The 19,577-nt window shown below is 70.6% G+C and carries 14 protein-coding genes; 9 read left to right on the forward strand and 5 right to left on the reverse strand.

What is annotated here, in order from left to right; all coding sequences use genetic code 11:
* Positions 1-65 precede the first annotated feature (65 nt).
* The gene (locus OSC30_RS12175; RefSeq protein ID WP_267172120.1) at positions 66-3,014 is read right to left on the reverse strand and encodes a bifunctional diguanylate cyclase/phosphodiesterase; all 2,949 of its coding nucleotides are present in this window, start codon (positions 3,012-3,014) and stop codon (positions 66-68) included.
* A gap of 214 nt (positions 3,015-3,228) precedes the next feature.
* On the opposite strand from OSC30_RS12175, the gene dinG reads away from it, so the two are divergent.
* The 7 genes from dinG (at position 3,229) to OSC30_RS12210 (ending at position 8,967) form a co-directional block, all read left to right on the forward strand.
* A complete protein-coding gene (dinG, locus tag OSC30_RS12180; RefSeq protein ID WP_267172121.1) occupies positions 3,229-5,334 on the forward strand; it encodes an ATP-dependent DNA helicase DinG in 2,106 nt (701 codons plus the stop codon).
* A 379-nt stretch (positions 5,335-5,713) separates the two neighbouring features.
* Complete coding sequence (locus OSC30_RS12185; protein ID WP_267172122.1) at positions 5,714-6,280, forward strand: HutD/Ves family protein; 567 nt, start codon at positions 5,714-5,716, stop codon at positions 6,278-6,280.
* An 85-nt stretch (positions 6,281-6,365) separates the two neighbouring features.
* Positions 6,366-6,953 (forward strand): NnrU family protein, encoded by a 588-nt coding sequence (locus tag OSC30_RS12190; RefSeq protein WP_267172123.1) that lies wholly within the window; start codon positions 6,366-6,368, stop codon positions 6,951-6,953.
* Between the two features lie 87 nt (positions 6,954-7,040).
* Positions 7,041-7,238, forward strand: coding sequence for a hypothetical protein (locus OSC30_RS12195; protein WP_267172124.1), 198 nt, complete (start codon positions 7,041-7,043; stop codon positions 7,236-7,238).
* Complete coding sequence (locus OSC30_RS12200) at positions 7,238-7,888, forward strand: DUF938 domain-containing protein (RefSeq protein WP_267172125.1); 651 nt, start codon at positions 7,238-7,240, stop codon at positions 7,886-7,888. Before OSC30_RS12195 ends, OSC30_RS12200 begins: the two co-directional genes overlap by 1 nt.
* A 61-nt stretch (positions 7,889-7,949) precedes the next feature.
* Positions 7,950-8,498, forward strand: a complete 549-nt coding sequence (locus OSC30_RS12205; RefSeq protein ID WP_267172126.1) for a lipocalin family protein — start codon at positions 7,950-7,952, stop codon at positions 8,496-8,498.
* A 70-nt stretch (positions 8,499-8,568) separates the two neighbouring features.
* Positions 8,569-8,967, forward strand: coding sequence for a YchJ family protein (locus OSC30_RS12210; RefSeq protein WP_267172127.1), 399 nt, complete (start codon positions 8,569-8,571; stop codon positions 8,965-8,967).
* A 127-nt stretch (positions 8,968-9,094) separates the two neighbouring features.
* Here the strand turns inward: OSC30_RS12210 and ligB are convergent, their stop codons facing one another.
* The 3 genes from ligB to OSC30_RS12225 all read right to left on the reverse strand — a co-directional run bounded on the left by ligB (position 9,095) and on the right by OSC30_RS12225 (position 14,697).
* Positions 9,095-10,786: an NAD-dependent DNA ligase LigB gene (ligB, locus tag OSC30_RS12215; protein ID WP_267172128.1), complete on the reverse strand. Its 1,692-nt coding sequence runs from the start codon at positions 10,784-10,786 to the stop codon at positions 9,095-9,097.
* A 986-nt stretch (positions 10,787-11,772) separates the two neighbouring features.
* Entirely contained in the window at positions 11,773-12,528 is a 756-nt protein-coding gene (locus OSC30_RS12220; protein WP_267172129.1) for an NRDE family protein, read from the reverse strand.
* A 63-nt stretch (positions 12,529-12,591) separates the two neighbouring features.
* Positions 12,592-14,697, reverse strand: coding sequence for a TonB-dependent receptor family protein (locus tag OSC30_RS12225; RefSeq protein WP_267172130.1), 2,106 nt, complete (start codon positions 14,695-14,697; stop codon positions 12,592-12,594).
* Positions 14,698-14,875: 178 nt separating this feature from the next.
* On the opposite strand from OSC30_RS12225, the gene OSC30_RS12230 reads away from it, so the two are divergent.
* Positions 14,876-16,045, forward strand: a complete 1,170-nt coding sequence (locus tag OSC30_RS12230) for a murein hydrolase activator EnvC family protein (RefSeq protein ID WP_267172131.1) — start codon at positions 14,876-14,878, stop codon at positions 16,043-16,045.
* Positions 16,046-16,149: 104 nt separating this feature from the next.
* Positions 16,150-17,493 (forward strand): S41 family peptidase, encoded by a 1,344-nt coding sequence (locus tag OSC30_RS12235; protein ID WP_267172132.1) that lies wholly within the window; start codon positions 16,150-16,152, stop codon positions 17,491-17,493.
* Positions 17,494-17,759: 266 nt separating this feature from the next.
* On the opposite strand, the gene OSC30_RS12240 is transcribed toward OSC30_RS12235, so the two are convergent.
* Entirely contained in the window at positions 17,760-19,466 is a 1,707-nt protein-coding gene (locus tag OSC30_RS12240; protein WP_267172133.1) for a DEAD/DEAH box helicase, read from the reverse strand.
* Between the last annotated feature and the right edge of the window lie 111 nt (positions 19,467-19,577).

Below are 19,577 nucleotides of genomic sequence, written 5' to 3' on the forward strand. Positions count from 1 at the left end.
GAGGGCGCCCGTCGAGGGCGGGAGAGGGTACGGGCGGAGCGCGACATCCCGCTACGCCCGGGGCTTCACTCCGCGTCGTGCTCGCGTGCCAACCACTTCCCGATCGGCGCCGGGCGCCCGAGCAGGTAGCCCTGGCCCAGCTCGCAGCCCATGTTCAGCAATGCCTGCCGCTGCGCCGGCGTCTCGATGCCCTCGGCGATCACCTGGATGCCCAGCGCGCGGGCCAGCGCCAGGATCGCGGCGACCACGGTGATGGCGGTGGTGTGTTCGTCCTCGCCCAACGCGTGCACGAACGCGCGGTCGATCTTGAGCATGCGCAGCGGCAGCGAGTGCAGGTAGCTCAGCGAGGAATAGCCGGTGCCGAAATCGTCCAGCGCGGCGCCCACGCCGATCGCGCGCAGCCGCTCGAGCATGGCGCGTACTTGCTCGGGGTTGTCCAGCAGCGACCCTTCGGTGACCTCCACGATCAGCCGCCACGGCGGCAGCCCGGTGCGCTCCAGCAGCTGCACCAGGCGCGTGTCGAAGTCGCCGTGGCGCAGGTGCAGCGCCGAGACGTTGAAGGTCAGGAAGGTGTCTTCGTCCGCCAGTTGCAGGAAGCGCTCGCAGCCGCGTTCGAACAGCCGCCAGTCGATCGTTTCGATGTGCCCGCTGTCCTGCGCCACCTTCAGGAAATCGGCCGGCCCGAGCACGCCCAGTTCCGGGTGGTTCCAGCGCAGCAGCGCCTCGTAACCGACCACCGCGCCGTCCCCGAGCCGGCAGAACGGCTGCAGGTAGGGCTCGAACTCGTCGCGCTGCAGCGCCTGGCGCAGCTCGCCTTCCATGGTCAGCACGTCGATGACGTTCTTGGCCAGGGTCTCGTCGAACATCTCGTAACGATTGCGGCCCTGCTCCTTGGCGCGGTACAGCGCGATATCCGCATCACGCAGCACCTCGTCGGCGGTGGCGTAGGTGCTGTCGCCGATGGCGATGCCCATGCTGGCCGAAGGCGCCAGTTCGCGCCCGGCAACCTGCATCGGCACGCTCAGCACGTCGAGCACGCGCTGGGCCACCGCTACCGCGGCGGCGGGGATCTCCACGTCCTCCAGCAGGATCGCGAACTCGTCGCCGGACAGCCGCGCCACCACGTCCGGCTCGCGCACGCAGCCGTGCAGGCGGCGGGCGATCTCCTGCAGGAAGGCATCGCCGGCCAGGTGGCCGAGGCTGTCGTTGATGACCTTGAAGCGGTCCACGTCCAGGTACAGCAGCGCGCAGCGCCGGCCCGGCTCGCGCTGCAGGATGCCCAGCACGCGTTCGAGCCGGTCGCGCAGGAAACCGCGGTTGGGCAGGCCGGTGAGCGCGTCATGCATCACCTCGTGGCGAAGCTGGTGCTGCACGCGCTCGCGCTCGGCGATCTCCTGGCGCAGCTCGGAGGTGCGCTCGGCCACGCGCAGCTCGAGTTCCGCGTAGGCGCGCTGCAGCGAGGCGGCGGCACGGCGGCGATGGATGCTGTTGGCGATCTGCAGGGCGGCGAAGGTGAGCAGCTCCTGGTCGGCCTGGTCGTAGTCGACGGAGGGTGTGTAGCTCTGCACGGTGACCAGGCCGATCACCTCCTCGTCGACCCGCAGCGGCACGCCCAGCCAGCACACCGCCGGGCGGCCCACGCGCACCAGGTCGATCTCGCCCTGCCCGGCCAGCGCCACGGTGTCCTCGAGGAAGGCCAGCAGCGGTTGCCCGGCGCGCAACACGTACTCGCTCAGGCCGCGCCCCAGCGGACGCTCCTGCGCCTTGCGCACGCCGGCGTCGACGTAATAGGGAAACACCAGGTTCTTGCGATCGTCCGAGATCAGCGCGATGAAGAAGTTCTCCGCGTTGATCAGCTCGCCGACCACCGCGTGCGTGCGCTGGTAGAACTCGCTTTCGTCGATGTCGGCGGTAGCCAGCTGCGCAAGATGGAACAGCGTGGCCTGCAGGCGTTCGGCGCGCTGGCGCTCGAGCACTTCCTGCTGCAGCCCGCGGTTGGCGGCGGCCAGTTCCCGCGTGCGCAGAAGCACGCGTTCCTCCAGCTCGTCCTTGCTCTGCTTGCGCTCCAGCGCGGTGAGCACGTGGTTGCCGACGAACTCGAGCAGCGCGCGATCGTCGTCGGAAAAACCGATGCCCGGCTGGTAGCTCTGCACCACCAGCGCGCCATGCGCCTGGCCATCGCGCAGCATCGGTACGCCGAGCCAGTCCACGCTGTCGGGGCCGGAGGGGGCGAAGGTGCCGCTGACCTGCTCGCGCAGCTGCTCGTGGCTGCCGCGCAGTGCCTTGCCGCCGGTCAGCAGGTGCCAGGTGAGCGAGTTGCGCAGGCTCTCCAGCGGCAGGTCTTCGCTGGTATCGGGGGCGTCGGTGTCCTTGGCGTCGGCGTAGTAGAGGAAACGGATCGTGTCCCGCTGCAGATCGCGGCGCACGAGGAAGAAGTTCTCCGCGTACATCAGCGTGCAGATGATGTCGTGGATGCGCTTGAGCATGTCCGTCATGTCCAGCTCGGAACCGGACAGGTCGGCGATGGCGAACAGCGCCCGCTGCAGCGCCTCGGAACGCACCAGCTGGGTGTGCGAATTCTCCAGCTCGGTCAGCTTCAGCACGCGCTGCAGATGCGGCGCGGCCATCGCCAGGAACGGTTCGAGCTGCGCCTGCAGCGGCTCGCTGCGCTGCTCGCATTCCAGTTCCAGCAGCAGCATCGCGTGATCGGGCGGCACCAGCCGCACCACCAGCTGGCAGCCTTCCCGGGCCACGTCGTACGCGGTGCCGGCCAGCAGATCCTGGGCGCGATCGATGCGCTCCGGGTCCGGCGCCCGGTCGCTTCCGCTGTAGGCCCATGGCCGGCCACTGCTGGACCAGACCACCGCGGCGTCGCGGCAGCCGGCAAGCGACTGGGCGAACGCGGCGATCACCGCGGCGACGCCGGCCGGCGTGGCCGCATCGACCAGCCGGGCCAGCCAGGCGGCCTGATCGTGCCGGAACGGCTGCAGGGGCGTGGCGCGGGGCAGGTTCATGCGCGCGCTCCGTGTCGACCCGACCGCTTGCCGTGGCAAGCGATCCGGCCATGCGCCCACGCATGGCAACAGCGCCGTTTCATGGAATTGCCGTTTCCCCCTTCCCGCCAGCCTGATGCTTACCACAAGATCGACCGGAACGAACCTATCTTTAGCCGCGTGCACGCCGCGCAAGCAGCCGGCGGCAGCCTTCCCCCCGGGCTAGAATCGCACGATGCTCACCGATGCCACCAAGGACGCGATCCGCGCCGCCTACGCGCGCCTGAAGGAAGGCCTGCCCGGCTTCCGCCCCCGCGCCGCGCAGGGGCGGATGATCGCCGAAGTGGCCAAGGCGCTGGCCAGCGAAGGCGGCGCGGCCGCGATCGAGGCCCCCACCGGCACCGGCAAGTCGATGGCCTACCTGATCGCCGGCATGGAGGTGGCCCGCGCACAGAAGAAAAAACTGCTGATCGCCACCGCCACGGTGGCGCTGCAGGAACAGCTGGTCGAGCGCGACATCCCGCTGTACCTGAAGCTTTCCGGGCACGAGGTCAAGGTGGCGCTGGCCAAGGGCCGCGGCCGCTACCTGTGCCCGCGCAACCTGGCGATGGCGCGCCAGAGCATGGGTGCGGAGGCCAGCCAGCTCGGCCTGGGTTTCGACGCGGATTTGGCGTTGTGGTCCCGGCCGCCGGCCGAACGCGACAAGCAGGCGCTGGCCAAGCTGGCCGGCGCGTTCGAGCGCAGCGAGTGGAACGGCGACATGGACGCCGCGCCCGAGCCGGTCGGCGACCTGCTGCGGCCGATGCTCACCACCAGCGCGGGCGGCTGCACCGGGCGCAAGTGCGTCCATTTCATGAATTGCCCGTTCTTCGCCGCGCGCCGCGCCGTGGCCGATGCCGAACTGATCGTGGCCAACCAGGACCTGGTGCTGGCCGACCTGACCATGCCCGGCGAGGACGAGGGTTGGGGCGGCGTGATCCTGCCCAAGCCGGCCGAGACGGTGTACGTGTTCGACGAGGCGCACCACGTGCCGGCCAAGGCGATCGACCGCGGCGCCGCCGAGGTCTACCTGGGCGCCAGCGTGCGCCAGTTGAGCCGCCTGGCGCGCCAGGTCCACGCGGCCTACTCGCTGACCGACAAGGAATCGCTGGGCAAGCTCGCCCTCGATGCGGGCGATGCCAGACTGCAGGAACTGAGCGACGGGCTGGAAGAGCTGGAAAAGGCGATCCGCCTGGCCTGGCTGCCCGATCCGGGCGAGAAGGAGCCGATCTACCGCGGCTCGCTCGGCCAGTTGCCGGAGGACTGGGTGATGCAGGCGCAGGCACTGCACCTGCAGACCGCCGAGATCCAGCGCTGGCTCACCGCCGTACGCCGCGCGGTGGTGGAAATGACCGACGGCGGCCCGACCCAGGAGGCGCTCTCGCGCGAGCTGGGCATGGCGCTGGAGCGACTCGACCGGCAGGAACGCACCTGGCGCGCCTGGGCCGGCGAGGACGCCGACAACGCGCCGCCGCTGGCGCGCTGGGTGACCCTGGCCGGCGACCAGCAGCTGGTCTGCCACGCCTCCTCCGTCTCCGCCGGCGGCTTGCTGCGCCACGTGCTGTGGGGCAACGCCAGCGGCGTGGTGCTGACCTCGGCCACCTTGAGCGCGGGCGGCAACTTCCGCGGTTACGCCGATGCGGTCGGACTGCCGAACGAGGCCGTCACGCTGAGCCTGCCCTCGCCGTTCGACCTGGGCCGGCAGGCGCGTCTGGAGGTGCCGGCGATCGACGCGCTGCCCGAGGCACGCGAAGCGCACGCGCAGGCGATCTGCGACTGGCTGGCCGGGTCGCTGGACTGGAGTGCCGGCAACCTGGTGCTGTTCACCTCGCGCGCCAAGCTCGACCGCGTGCTGCAGCGCCTGCCGATCGACAAGGTGCGCAAGGTGCGCGCGCAGGGTTCGCTGGGCAAGGCGCAGTTGATCGCCGAACACATCGCCGACATCGAGGCGGGCAAGGGCAGCACGCTGTTCGGCCTGGCCTCCTTCGGCGAGGGCCTGGACCTGCCCGGCAAGCTGTGCGAGACGGTGGTGATCACGCAGCTGCCGTTCGCGGTGCCGACCGATCCGGTGGGCGCAACCTATGCCGAATGGCTCGAATCACGCGGGCGCAACCCGTTCCTCGAGGTCAGCATTCCGGAGGCCACGCGGCTGCTCACGCAGTACTGCGGCCGCCTGATCCGCAGCGAGACCGATCGCGGACGCATCGTGCTGCTGGACCGGCGCGTGGTGACCAAGCGCTACGGCGCGGGCATGCTGCGCGCGCTGCCGCCGTTCGAGCGGGTGATCGAACACGTCGCGTAGGGTGGGCCTCACCTCATCGGACCGGGTTCCTGCGCCCCCCGGACAGGGTACGCCCGATGGGAGCAGAGCTGGCCGCTCGCAGGGCGGCGGTCTGGCTACGCACCCCTTCGACTTCGCTCCGCTACGCTCGGGGCGAACGGCTGGTTTTCAAAATCGCTTCGCCATGTCCAGGGCGCACGGCTGGTTTTCAGAATCGCTTCGCCAAGTCCAGGACGCACGGCTGTTTTTCAGATTCGCTTGGCCATGTTCAAGGGCGAATCTTTTCCAGAACCGATCATGCCGAGCGTAGGCGCGTAACGCCGAAGCGAAGCACCTGCCGCGAGCCGATGGTGGGCTGAAGCCCACTCTACAATGGCGGTTTCAGCCGTCGAGGCCTGCCGTGTCCGATCCGATCCTGAACCTGCGCGACTGCCCCGCGCGCTCCTGGAAAAACGGCCAGGGTCGCACCCGCGAGCTGGCCGTGGACCCGCCCGGCGCCGGCATGGACGACTTCCTGTGGCGCGTCAGCGTGGCCGAGGTCGACAGCGCCGCGCCGTTCTCCGCCTTTCCCGGCATCGACCGCACCATCGTGCTGCTCGATGGCGCCGGCTTCGCCATGGCGCTGGGTGATGGCCGCACGCACGCGCTGACCGAGCCGTTCGCGCCGTTCGCCTTTCCGGGCGAGGCGCAGGTGGCCGTGACGCTGGCCGGCGGCGCCACCCGTGACTTCAACCTGATGGTCCGCCGCCAGCGCGCGCGCGGGAAGGTGTCGGTATGGCGCGATCCGGCCGACGTCGTGCCGGGTCCGCACACCGTGCTGCTGTATTGCGCGCAGGGCCGGCTGCAGCTGGACGATCTTGTGCTGGAGCCAGGCGACGCCTGGCGGCACCCGACCGCGGCGCCGGTACGCGCGACGCTGGCGCCGGGAAGCGCGGTGCTGGCGGTGGACGTGGCATCCTGCGGCTGAGCCGGCCCGCCGCGATCGCTCCATCCGTCACGGCGCATCGCCGACGCCCGCCTATCATGCGCGTTCCGCTCCAAGGAGAAGCACGATGCAGCTCATGATCATCGGCCTGTTCGTCTTCCTCGGCGTACACGTGCTGCCCCTGGTCTTCCCGCGCTGGCGCCAGCGGCAGATCGACCGCTTCGGCGAGCGGACCTGGAAGGGACTGTTCGCGCTGGTGGCGCTGGCCGGCCTGGTGCTCATCTGCTGGGGTTTCGGCCGGGCGCGGGACCTGCCGCTGGTGCTGTACGCGCCGCCGCCGTCGATGGACCACCTCAATGCGCTGTTCACCCTGGTCGCCTTCGTGCTGGTGGCCGCGGCCTACGTGCCGCGCAACCACATCAAGGCGGCGCTGGGGCAGCCGATGCTGCTGGGTGTGCTGGTGTGGGCTTCCGGCCACCTGCTGGCCACCGGCATGCTGTACGACGTGGTGCTGTTCGGCGCGTTCCTGTCGTGGTCGCTGCCGATGGCGGTCTGGCTGCGCCAGCGCGATCGACTGACCGGCGTTCGCTATGCGGCCGGCACGCTGCGTGGGGACCTGCTGGCGGTGGTGATCGGCGTGGTTGCCTGGGCGATCTTCGCGTTCTGGCTGCACCGCTGGCTGATCGGCGTCGATCCGATGGCGGGCATGCACTGACGCATCCCGGGGGATGCCGCCAGTCATCTACGCGGCAGCGCGCGCCCGCGCTAAAGTCGGCTCTTCCCCACCGTCGGAGGACCGCTCATGGTCGGTTTCCTGCTCTGGTTGCTGCTGCTGGTGTTCTGCTGGCCGCTGGCGTTGCTGGCGCTGGTGCTTTATCCGGTGGTCTGGCTGATCGCGTTGCCGTTCCGGCTGGTGGGCATCACGCTGCACGCGGTGTTTGCCTTCCTCGGCGCACTGCTGATGCTGCCGGCGCGGGTGCTGCGCGGTCGCCCGGCCTGATGGCGGACAAGCCGTTTGCGCCTGCCTGCGAACGCAACCGCGAACCGATCCTGGCGGTGCTGCGCGCGGCCTTTGCGCGATGCACGCGGGTGCTGGAGATCGGCAGCGGCACCGGCCAGCATGCGGTGCACTTCGCCTCCGCGATGCCGTGGTTGACCTGGCAGTGTTCCGACCGCGCCGCGCACCTGCCCGGTATCCGCGCCTGGCTGGACGATGCCGCTTTGCCCAACACCCTTCCGCCGATCGAGCTCGACGTGACCGGCGATTGGCCATCCGCGCGCTACGACGCGGTGTTCAGCGCGAACACGCTGCACATCATGGGCTGGTCGGAGGTGGAGCGCCTGTTCGCGCACCTGCCGCAGGCCACCACCGACGATGCCGTGCTGGCCATCTACGGTCCTTTCAACCGCGGCGGCCGCTTCACCAGCGACAGCAATGCCGCCTTCGATCGTTCGCTCAAATCGCGCGATCCGCGCATGGGCCTGCGCGACGCCGAAGCGGTGGATGCGCTGGCGCGTGGTGCCGGCTTCGTGTTGCGCGAGGATCACGCGCTGCCGGCCCACAACCACTGCCGCGTGTGGCATCGCGATACCGGCGCCGGCAAACCGGACGCGGCGCGATCGCAGGACCCGCGCGTGGCTGCCGCTTGACGCCGGATTGATCGTCGCGCGTGCTTACATGAGGCCACCCTCGTTCACCCAGGGAGGCAGCATGCAGCGGCACACAGGCAAGCAGTCGGGCCAGCGCGGGCCGCGCGCCAGCGGTACCGCGACGCGCGGCGTCGTGGAAGCCGTGCCGTGGCTGGACCTGGACCGCTACGTGGGCCGTTGGCATGGGATGGCCTGGTTGCCGTTGCCCTTCCAGCGCCGTTGCGCGGGAGAGCTCATGCTGGAGTACACGCCGCGGGACGATGGCCTGATCGCGGTCGACAGTGCCTGCGTCGACATGGACGGACAGCCCAGCCAGGCGCACGGCGTGCTGCGCCAGCCCGAGCCGTTGCGGGAACCGGCGCGGCTGCAGTTGCGCTTCGCACCGGCCTGGCTGGACCGGCTGCGCTTCGTCTGGAGCGAGCATTGGGTGATCGGGCTGGACCGGGACTATCGCTGGGCCGTGGTCGGCGAGCCGCGCCGACGCCACCTGTGGATACTCAGCCGCGAAGTGCGCATGGACTACCACCTGTTCGAGGAACTCAAGGCGATCCCCCGCCGCATGGGCTACGACCTGGCGCCGCTGATCGCGGGACGGCGCCGCACCGATTAAGCGCACGTTGCATTTTTGTCGCGGCGCGTCAGGATGGCCACGCATCCCCGGCCTGGAACGACTGCATAACGTGCGCGCCATCGATACCCTCACGCCCTGCCCCTGCGGCAACACCGCCGGCTACGCGCACTGCTGCGGGCCGCTGCACGAAGGCACGCCCGCGCCAAGCGCCGAGGCGCTGATGCGCTCGCGCTACAGCGCCTACGTGCTCAAGCGCGAGGACTATCTGCTGGATACCTGGCACCCCAGCACGCGCCCGGCGCACCTGAAACTGGCCGCGCAGCAACCGGCACCGAGCTGGCTCGGGCTGTCCGTGAAGCGTCACGAGGGCGGCGCCGGGGAAGCGGTGGTGGAGTTCGTCGCCCGCCTGCGCTACGGCGGCGGGCGCGCGCAGCGGATGCACGAAGTCAGCCGGTTCCTGCGCGAGGACGGGCGCTGGTATTACGTGGATGGGGAAATCCTCGCCTAGGGAAGCGCGGACCCGGTTCCCTGGTGCGGGCGACAACCTTGGTGGAGCGCATTGATGTGCGACCTTCATCGGCGCCCCGGCATCGCGGTCGCGCACAGGTGCGCTCCGACAAGTGTTCCGGGCAGTTTCAAAACCCGGCGATACCCGCCGCATGCAGCCGTTCAGTGAGGCGATCCACCTCCGGATGATGGAAGAACGCCTGCAACCGCGCAGCGCGGCCAGGACCGATGCCCGGGGCCTTTTCCCATGCTGCCGCATCCCGCGCGACCAGCGCAGGCCAATCGGTCAACACCGCGTCGCCCGCCGGCGGCATGCCCAGCGCGCGCAGCCAGCGGCCGAAGCCGGCCGCGCGCGTGCGCTCGAATGCCTGCGCCAGGTGCGCGGCACGGCCGGCGCCGATGCCCGGCACGGCAGCCAGCTGCGCGGGCGTGAGCGAGAACCAGTCGAGCACGCCGTGCACCAGGCCGGCATCGACCAGTGCACGCCAGGTTGTCTCGCCCACGCCGTCGATGCGCAACCCCTGCCGCCCGCCGAGCCACACCAGCCGGGCGAGGAACTGGTCTTCGCAACCGGCGTCGGGGTGCCAGCAGTCCAGCCCGTCGCGCGCCGTCTCCCGCGGCACGTCGACCGCGGCGCGCTCGTGGGTGCGCCACACCACCGCATCGAAGCGGGGAATGGTCAGGCCGGCCAGCGACAGCGAGACCTGGTCGCCCGGACGCGCGTCGAGCTGGCGCCAGTGCGCCAGCGAACCCACGCTGACGCGACGCACCGTGCGGTCGTCGAGCACCACCGGCTCCAGTTCCAGCACCACGCTGATGCCGCCGCGGCGCCCGCGGCGAAAGTCCACCCCGCGCACGGTGGCCAGCGCCTTGGCGGGCGGGTATTTCCAGGCGACCGCCCAGTCGGGCGGCGCGGCTTGCCATGCGGCGGCGGGCGGTCGCCGTCCCTGCCGCAGCACGGTGCCGTCGGTGGCGAAAGGCAGCGCCTGCCGGTACCAGCGCTCGCGCCAGCGGCGCACGTCGGCAAGATCCTTCACCGGGTGGGTCAACGCGGCGCTGGAAGCGAAGCCCATCGCGGCCAGTCCGGACAGTCGCGCCGGCATGCCGGCCGGGCCGTTCGGCCAGTCCCACACGAACAGGCCGATGCGTGCGGCGGTGGCGGCATCGAGCGGCTCGCGCGCCAGCGCACCGGCAACGTCGGCCCGCGCGCCGACGCCGCCGTCGTGGGCCTGCCGGTGCCCGGGCAGGCGCCAGACCAGTTCGCCCTGCAGTACTACCCGCGGCGGTGCGTGCGGCAACTGTTTCGGCACCGCGGCGATCCGGCGTGCCTTGGCGGTCCAGTCCGAACCGTGCAGGCCATCGCCGCGACTGACCGCCTGGCGCAGGCGGCCGTCGACGTACAGCAGCGTTACCGCCACGCCATCGGCCTTGGGCTGCACCCACAGGTCGCGATCGCCGCGGGCATCGATCCATGCCTGCACCGCGGCCGCACCCGGCAGCTTGGCCAGACCGGTCTGCGCGACCGGCGCGCGCGCCGGGCCGGTGGCGTCGGCCAGGTGTGCCAATGGCGCGGGCGCCTGTGCCGGGAAGCAGCTGCGCCAGCTTTCGTAGCGTGCCAGTGCCTGGTCGTAGATCGCATCGTCGACGGGGGACTGGCCGTCGGTGCGGTAGGCGTGGTTCCAGCGGTCGAGCTGGTCGTGCAATGCATCGAGTTCGTGTGCGGCGTGTTGCGCGTTCCAGGCCGGACAGGCCGCCATGCACGGCATCGCAAGCATGCATCCGACCAGGAGGCCGGTCGGCCAGCGCCATCCCTGTGGCATTGAAACGTTCCCTCGCTTAGGTGGGTTGTACACGGTAGCGATGCGGTTGGACGGGGGGCAGGGGTGGGAGCCGACCGGTTACGTAGGGCGTGGGCCGATGGGTGGGCGGGCTGATGCCTACGTGGGTGGCGGCTCGCGCGGACCTTGCTCCCTCTCCCCTCCGGGGAGAGGGCTGGGGTGAGGGGCCGGGGCTCGCGGGGATACGGGCAAAAACGTTGTCGTTCTTGCGCGGTCCTTCCGCGACCTGGCTCGCCTGCGGCGGGCTTTCGATCGCCTGTCGGCGCTCGAGTCACTTTTCTTTGCGGACCCAAAGAAAAGTAACCAGAAGAAAGGGTCTGTGGAGCGCGGGGTGGAGAAGAGCTAGGTGCCTTCCCGCCTTGCCTGGTGGGCGCCTGCTCATAGAGGAGCTGACGCCGCTTTGCCGCGGTCGCTCGGGAGGCGCGTGCTTGCTCCCTCTCCCCTCCGGGGAGAGGGCTGGGGTGAGGGGCCGGGGCTCGCGGGGATGCGGGCAAAAACGTTGTCGTTCTTGCGCGGTCCTTCCGCGACCTGGCTCGCCTGCGGCGGGCTTTCGATCGCCTGTCGGCGCTCGAGTCACTTTTCTTTGCGGACCCAAAGAAAAGTAACCAAAAGAAAGGGTCTGTGGAGCGCGGTGAGAGAGAAGAGCTAGGTGCCTTCCCGCCTTGCCTGGTGGCCGCCTGCTCATAGAGGAGCTGACGCCGCTTTGCCGCGGTCGCTCGGGAGCCGCGTGCTTGCTCCCTCTCCCCTCCGGGGAGAAGGCTGGGGTGAGGGGCCGGGGCTCGCGGGGATGCGGGCAGGAGCGTGGTCGTTCTTGCGCGGGGTTGCAGCGACTTGGCTCGCCCCCTGGTGAACGCCTGCTCGTAGAGGAGCTGCCGCCGCTTTGCCGCGGTCGCTCGGGGGTGAGGTTCGCCGCTTTGCGTTCTTTCCCTCGGGGAGGCAGCGGGTTTGTGGATGCTCTACGGGCCGGGCTACCAGTCGATTGTCGTCTGGCCGTCCGGACGCCCATTCGGACCGAACCGGCGTTCGACGATCTGCCCGTGTCCGGCATGGTCGATGGCCACCACCGTGCTGGCGCGGGTGCCGTAGTCAGCGCCGCGCACGAATGCCGCCGACAGCCACCGCTCGCGATCGCGGCCGATACCGGTGTCGGGCAGTTCGTCGTCGAGCGCTGGCCGTTCGTCCGCCAGCGCGGCGAACAACGGCTCGAACGCTTCATCGCGTGCTTCCTCCAGCCACGCTTGCAGGCGCGTCATCAGCAGGCGCGTCTTCGGCCAGGGCGTGTTGAAGTCGGCGTTGGAAAGTCCGTGCACGCCGGGTGTCACCGCCTGTGCGCGCGGCTCGGGCCGGTTGCCCAGGTAGTAGGCGGCGTGCGCGTCGAAGGTGAGCAGGTTGAAGGGCCGGTACTGCCCGGCCACCTGGCGCAGGGCCTGCGCGTGCGCGGTGGCATCGGCGCTGCCGCGCAGCCAGTCGGTCACCAGCAGGCCGCGCGACCGACCGCTCTGCGGCACGCGCGGGTCACGCACGTTGGTGACCACGCCGCAGCGGCCGCCCGGGCTCACGCCGATCCAGGTGCCTCCTGCCTCCAGGTCGCGGCCGGCGATCACCGGCGCATCGTCCCAGCGCGCCAGCGGGGCGCTGGGGCGGGCGTGCGCTTCGTCGCGATTGCCGGCCAGCAGCAGCCGCCAGCGTGGATGGGTATTCCAGGCGAAGGCGATCAGGCACATGGCGTGCAGTCCGGGGTCATGCGTACGACTTTGCCCCTTTGCGTCCGCAAAGAAAACGTCGCATCAGAACACCAGGCGCAATCCCACGGTCAGGCTGCGCCCTGGTGCCGGTTCGTAGTAGCGGCCGTTGCCGTCGTTGACGATCACCGCGCCGACCAGGCGTCGATCGAACAGATTGTCCACCCGCGCGCTCAGCCGCAGCTGCGTGGCGCCGAGCGCCAATCCGTAGCCGAGGTCGACGCCGGTGCGCAGGTAGCCCGGTGCCGCGTCGCTGTTGCGGTCGTCCACCGGCACGGCGCCGACGCCTTCGAATTCGATCCCGCCGCGCCAGCCCAGCTCGCCGCCGCGCTCCAGCCGCAACGAGCCGTAGCGGCGCGGCACGCCGGGGATGCGCGTGCCGGCCGGAACCGGCAGGTCGGGCGCCAGGCAGGGCCGCTCGACGCAGGCCAGGAAGCGGTCGCGGAAGCGTGCGTCCAGCCAGGTCAGGCCCAGGCGCAGGCGCCAGCCCGCGCCGAGTTCGCCATCGACCGCCAGCTCCGCACCCTGACGGCGGCTGCGGCCGATATTGCGGTAAGTCGAGCGGCCGTCATGGTTGCTCGCCACCGCCAGTTCGTCGCGGCTGTCCGCGCGGAACAGCGCCAGCTCGACGCCAAGGGCCTCGCGTGGCCGCCACTTCAGGCCCAGTTCCCCGTTGCGGCTGCGTACCGGGCGCAGGTCCAGCGCCAGGCCGCTGCCGCCGTCGCGGCGGTAGCCCAGTTCGTTGAAGGTGGGTGTCTCGAAGCCCTCGCCGTAGCTGGCGTAGAGGCGCAACCGCGGATCGGGCCGGTAGTCGATGCCGGCTACCGGCGTGGTCGCGCGGTAACGCACCGCGCCACTGTCGTCCGGATTGCCGGCGACGACATAGCGGTCGCGCGTGCGGAAGGCGACTTCGCTGTGGCGCGCGCCGAGCAGCAGCGACCAACGCTCGGCCAGGCGCCAGTACAGTTGTGCGTACTGGTCGAAGGCATGCACGCGGTCGCGCTCATCGCGGCGCAGCGCGCCGGCGACGCCCAGCATGTCGCCGACGAAATTCGCGTAACCACGCCGATGCTGGTCCTGCGCGTCCCAGCTCGTGCCCAGCACCAGTTCCAGCGGCCGGCCGAGGGCTTGCACGCGATGCGTCCAGCGGGCGTCGACGCCGCCATAGCCGCCATCCAGGTCGATCACCCCGCCGGCGCTGAGCGGGCTTTGCTGCGCCGCTGGCGGAATCGGCAGCACCTGCATCACCGCGCGCTGCCCGGCGTATGCCATCAGGCGCACGCCGCCGTGGCCGTCGCCCCCGGCCTGCCAGATCGCGCCCAACTGCTGCTGGCGCACGCGCTTGCGGGTGTCGAAGGCGAACGCCGCGTCCACCGCCTGGCTCGGCTCGGCCCGCCACTGCGCCCGGTCGAGGCCGAGCGGGTCGCGCGCCTGCTGCGCCAGCGTGTTGAGCACCAGGGTGAGCGTGCGACCGGCGCCCAGGTCGATGCCCAGCCGCGCATTGCCCGAGGTGCGGCGCGCGCGGCTGTGCGCGCGGTAGCCGTCGCTGGTGAACCGGTTCAGCGCCAGGTTGTAGTCGAACAATCCGGCCAGCCCGCGGGCGGCCGCGCCCACGCGCCGGCTGGCGTCGGCGCCGGCGAAGGCTTCCAGCGTGCGCACCGGCACCGGCCCGCCTTCCGCGCTCCACAGCTGCACCACGCCGCCGGAGGAATTGCCGTACAGCGCCGAGAACGGCCCGCGCAGCACGTCGATGCGGTCGGCCGCCGCCAGCGCGAAATGCGACAGCTGGCCTTGCCCGTCCGGCATCGTGGCAGGAATGCCGTCGGCATAGAGCCGCACGCCGCGCACGCCGAAGCTGGCGCGCGCGCCGAAGCCGCGGATCGACAGTTGCGCGTCCTGCGCGTGGTTCTGCCGGTCGCGCACCAGCACGCCGGGCACGCCGGTCAGCGCCTCGGACAGGTTCACGCCGGGCTTGCCACTCTCGCCGGTGGCCACCGGCACGCTGGCCAGGGCGGCCGGCAGGTCGAACGGCGCGATGTCCAGCCGCAACGCCTGCACCGGTACTGGCGGCAGCTCGGTGACGGTCTGCGCCGCCAACACCAGCGGCCACCAGGCGACGGCCATCGCTCCCCACGCCCCGATCCTGCTCATCGCATCGCCTGTCCACCATCGACTTGCCATGGTAGCGGCCGGCCGTGCAGAGGCCGTCGCGAGAGCGCGCGTAGGGTGGGCTTCAGCCCACCGTTTTTCCGGGACATCGGGACCGTGGGGGCTGAAGCCCACCCTACGCCCACCCTACGACGCGCCCGCTTCGGGGATAATCGGACCCATGCGTCGCCCTACTCTTCGTGTCTTCGTCGCCCTGCTCCTGCTCGCGCTGGCCGTCGCGGTGCCCGTCAGCGCGCAGGACAGCGCCCGCCAGCAGGCCCAGGCCCGACGTGAGCTGGCCGAGCTGCGCAGCAAGATGCAGGCGCTGGCGCGCGAGCAGGCGCAGACCGCCGCCCGGCGCGACAGCGCCAACGCCAAGCTGGCGCGCCAGGCCGAGGCGCTGGCCGCGGCCGCCCGCGCCCTGCGCGAGGCCGACGCCGCGCTGGCCGCCAAGCAGCAGCAACTGGAACAACTGCAACAGCAGCGCGCCGAACTCGACCAGCGGCTGGCCGGCCAGCGCGCCGCCATCGCCGATCTGCTGCGCGCGACCTACACGCTCGGCCGCGGCACCGACCTGCGCCTGTTGCTGGGCGACCAGGACCTGGCGCAGATCGCGCGTGCGCTGGCCTATTCGAAGTATTTTCAGCAGGACCGCGCCGCGCGCGTGGCCCGGCTGATGGACGAGCTGAGCCGCCTGCAGCAGCTGGAAGCGCAGATCACCGCCGAGCAGCAGGCCCTGGCCGCCACCCGCGCCGAACGCGCCGACAAGGCCGAGGCGCTGGCCGCGCAGCGCGCGGCGCAGCAGAAGCTGGTCGCGCAAGCCAATGCCAGGTACAAGGACGAGAGCCAGCGCCTGGCGGCGATGAAGCAGAACGCGAGCTCGCTCGACCACCTGGTGGACAAGCTGCAGCGCGCCATCGACGAAGCCGCGCGTGAAGCCGCCCGCAGCGACCGCACCAGCCCTGCCGCGCCCAGCCGTACCGGCGGCAAGGCCGACATCCGCGGCAACCTGCCCTGGCCGGCCGATGGCGCCGTGGTCAACTACGGCAACGGTGTGCTGATCAAGGCCACCGCCGGCAGCGAAGTGCACGCGGTGGCGCGCGGCCGGGTGGTCTACGCCGCTTTCCTGCGTGGCTACGGCCTGCTGGTGATCCTCAACCACGGCGACGGCTGGCTGAGCATGTACGGCAACAACGAAACCCTGCTGCACAGCGTCGGCGACCAGGTCGAAGCCGGTCAGCCGCTGGGCACCGCCAGCCCGACCACCGGCGTCAACACCGGCGTGTACTTCGAACTGCGCCACAAGAACAAGCCGGTCGACCCGCGCAGCTGGCTGGCCAAGCGGCGTTGACGGGCCACCCGCCGGCCCGCACGCTAGTGTGGCGTCGCACGTCACTATTGGAACGACCGCACACGCACGCGGTCGAAACCCGACGGATACCCAGGAGTCTTCGCATGCACCCGATCCCCCGCGCCCTGGCCTGCGCCGTCACCGCTGCGCTGGCGCTCGCACCGCTGCATGCGCAGGACGCCCCGGCCGCTGCCGCGAGCACCGCGGCGCCGGCCAAACCGGCCAGCGCACCCGAACCGGTCGACCTGGACGACGTGCGCAATTTCAGCCGGGTGTACGAGGTGATCCGCCAGGCGTACGTCGAGCCGGTCGACAACAAGACCCTGATGAAGGCGGCCATCAGCGGCATGCTGGCAGGGCTCGATCCGCACAGCGAATACCTGGACAAGCGCGGCCTGCAGCAACTGTCCGAAGACACCACCGGCCAGTACAGCGGCCTGGGCATCGAGGTGCTGGAGGTGGACGGCGCGCTGCGCATCATCGCGCCCATCGACGACACGCCCGCCGCGCGCGCCGGCATCAAGCCGGGCGACACCATCGTCGGGATCAACGGCAAGCTGGTCGACCCGGAGAACATGGACGACATGTTCAAGCAGCTGCGCGGCGAGCCGGGCAGCAAGGTCACGCTCTCCATCCTGCACGAGAAGAGCGACCGACCGGTGGACATGCACCTGGTGCGCGAGCGGATCTCGGTGACCAGCGTGAAGCTGCGCGAACTGCAACCCGGCTACGCCTACATCCGCATCAGCCAGTTCCAGGAAGACACCGCCGGCGACCTGGAAAGCAAGTTCGCCGACTACGTGGCCAAACATGGTCAGCCCAAGGGAGCGGTGCTGGACCTGCGTTCCAATCCCGGCGGCCTGCTTACCTCGGCGGTGGCGGTCAGCGACGATTTCCTCGATGCCGGCGGCATCGTCAGCACGCGCGGCCGGCTGGCCGACGCCAACCTCAAGTTCGATGCGCACCCGGGCGATCTGCTGCAGGGTGTACCCATGGTGCTGCTGGCCGACAAAGGCACCGCCTCGGCGGCCGAGATCGTCGCCGGCGCGCTCAAGGACAACCACCGCGCGCTGATCGTGGGCCGACGCACGTTCGGCAAGGGCGTGGTACAGACTGTACTGCCGCTGGATGCCGACCATGCGGTCAAGCTGACCACCGCCCGCTACTACACGCCCGACGGCACCTCGATCCAGGCCGAAGGCATCCGCCCCGACATCGCCCTGGCCGAGCTCACCGTCAACCCGGCCGACAACCAGCCGGTGCTGATCGACTCGGAGGCCGACCTCAAGCACCACCTGGCGAACGAACACGCCGCCGCGGACGAAGACATCGACAACGACGGCAGCGCGGAGAACGCCAAACTGGCCACCCAGGACTACGCCCTGGCGCAGGCGTTGAACATCCTCAAGGGCCTGGCGCTGGGGCACCGGGTGGGCGCGGCGCAGTAACGCGTCATTGAGGCCGTGCCGCGGCGAGGCAAACCGGGCCGATCCCGTTCCCACGCCCAGGCCACGTGGTTGTAGAGCCCACTTGTGGGCGATGCTCTTGCTCCGGTATCGGCCAAGGGCATCGCCCACAGGTGGGCTCCTACAGGGCATCCGCGATGACGCGTTTCCCGGTAAGGCGCGATGAATCCGGTTAGGGCCCGTCGCGAACCCGGGCCCCTCACCTGCCCCGCGGGGCACCTTCTCCCGGAAGGGAGAAGAATCCTTGATCAGTGGCCGGTGAACAGGCGCGTCAGGCGGCGGAAGAAGCCGGGCTTCTTGCCGGCCGATTCCGCCGCGGACTGCACCGCTACCTGGCGCGACGGCCGCGACGGACCGGCGGCGCGCTCGCGCGGCGGCTTGCGTTCGCCGTGCGGCGCGCGGTTTTCCACCGCAGCCTGCGCCTGCGGCGCGGCGTTTTCACCGCCCTCGCGACGACGACCACGGCCACCACGGCGGCGGCGCCGCTTGCGCGCACCTTCGCCAGCCTCGGGCGCCGGCGCGTCGGCCGGTACGACCGCCGCGGCATCGGCCACGGCCGTCTGTGGCTCGGTCGCGGCCACCGCCTCGCCTTCCGTGCGGGGCGGTCGCGGTGCGCGTGGCGGGCGATCCGTGCGCGGACCGCGCTCGCCGTCGCGGCCACGGCGCGAGCCGCTGCGCGGCGCCTTGCGCTCGTCCCCGCGCGGCTCGACCTTGTCGCCGAACTGCTCGCTATCGGCCGCCGCCTGCGCGACGAACTGCGGGTCGACCTCACGCGCCTTGGGCATGATCAGCATGTCCGGCTCGACCGTCGCCACCGGGATCTTCTGCCCGATATAGGTTTCGATGTCCGGCAGGCTCATCGCATACAGGTCGCAGGCGAAGCTGACCGCATCGCCCTCGGCACCCAGGCGTGCGGTGCGGCCGATGCGGTGCACGTAATCCTCGGCATCCTGCGGCAGGTCGTAGTTGAAGACGTGGCTGACCGCCGGGATGTGCAGGCCGCGCGCGGCGACGTCGGTGCACACCAGCATGTCGAGCTGGCCCTCCTGGAAGCGCTGCAGCAGCTTCTGGCGCTTCAGCTGCGGCACGTCGCCGGACAGCGCGCCGACGCGATAGCCCTGGCGCTTGACCCGATCGGTGATGCGCTCGGCGGCGGCCTTGGTGTTGACGAAGACGATGCTGCGACTGGGCTTTTCACGCTCCAGCAGGTTGAGCAGCAGCGGCATCTTCTCTTCCTTGGCCGGGAAGTAGACCACCTGGCGCACCTTGTCGGCAGTGACGTTGTCGGTCTCCACCACCAGCTTCTCGGCCTCGTGCATGTGCTCGTAGGCCAGCTCCAGCACGCGGTGGCTGAGCGTGGCCGAATACAGCAGCACCTGGCGCTGCTCGCGCGCCGGCAGGCGGCGGAAGATGAAGCGCACGTCCTTGATGAAGCCGAGGTCGAACATGCGGTCGGCCTCGTCGATCACCATCACCTCGACGCCGTTCAAGCCGAACACCTGCTGCTTGTAGTAATCAAGCAGGCGGCCGGGGGTGGCGATGATGATGTCGCAGCCATCCTTGAGCTGCTGGCGCTGCTTGTCGTAGTCGACGCCGCCGTAGATCAGCGCGGTCTTCAGGCCGGTGTGGCGGCCGATGCTGCGCGCGTCCTTGTCGATCTGGATCGCCAGTTCGCGGGTCGGCGCGATGATCAGCGCGCGCGGGTCGGAATCCTTGCGTTCGGCCACCGCCGGCTGGGTCAGCAGGCGGTTCATCAGCGAGACCAGGAAGGCGCAGGTCTTGCCGGTGCCGGTCTGCGCCTGGCCGGCGACGTCGCGGCCGGTCAGCGCCACGGGCAGGGTCAGTGCCTGGATCGGCGTGCAACGGGTGAAGCCGGCATCGGCAAGACCCTGTTGCAGCAGCGGATGAAGGTCGAAGTTGGTGAAGAAGGTGTCGGTCAGTACGGTTTCGGACATGGGTCACTGGATGGGATGCGGGCGGCCGCAACGCGGGCCCGGCTCCGCTGCCGGAAGGCGCGGAACGGTTGAGGATTGCGGGGGCGGCTGGCCGGGCGTGCGTCTTGCGCG

The sequence above is a fragment of the Frateuria hangzhouensis genome (genome assembly GCF_026410505.1).
GTDB classification, from domain to species: Bacteria; Pseudomonadota; Gammaproteobacteria; order Xanthomonadales; family Rhodanobacteraceae; genus Frateuria_A; species Frateuria_A hangzhouensis.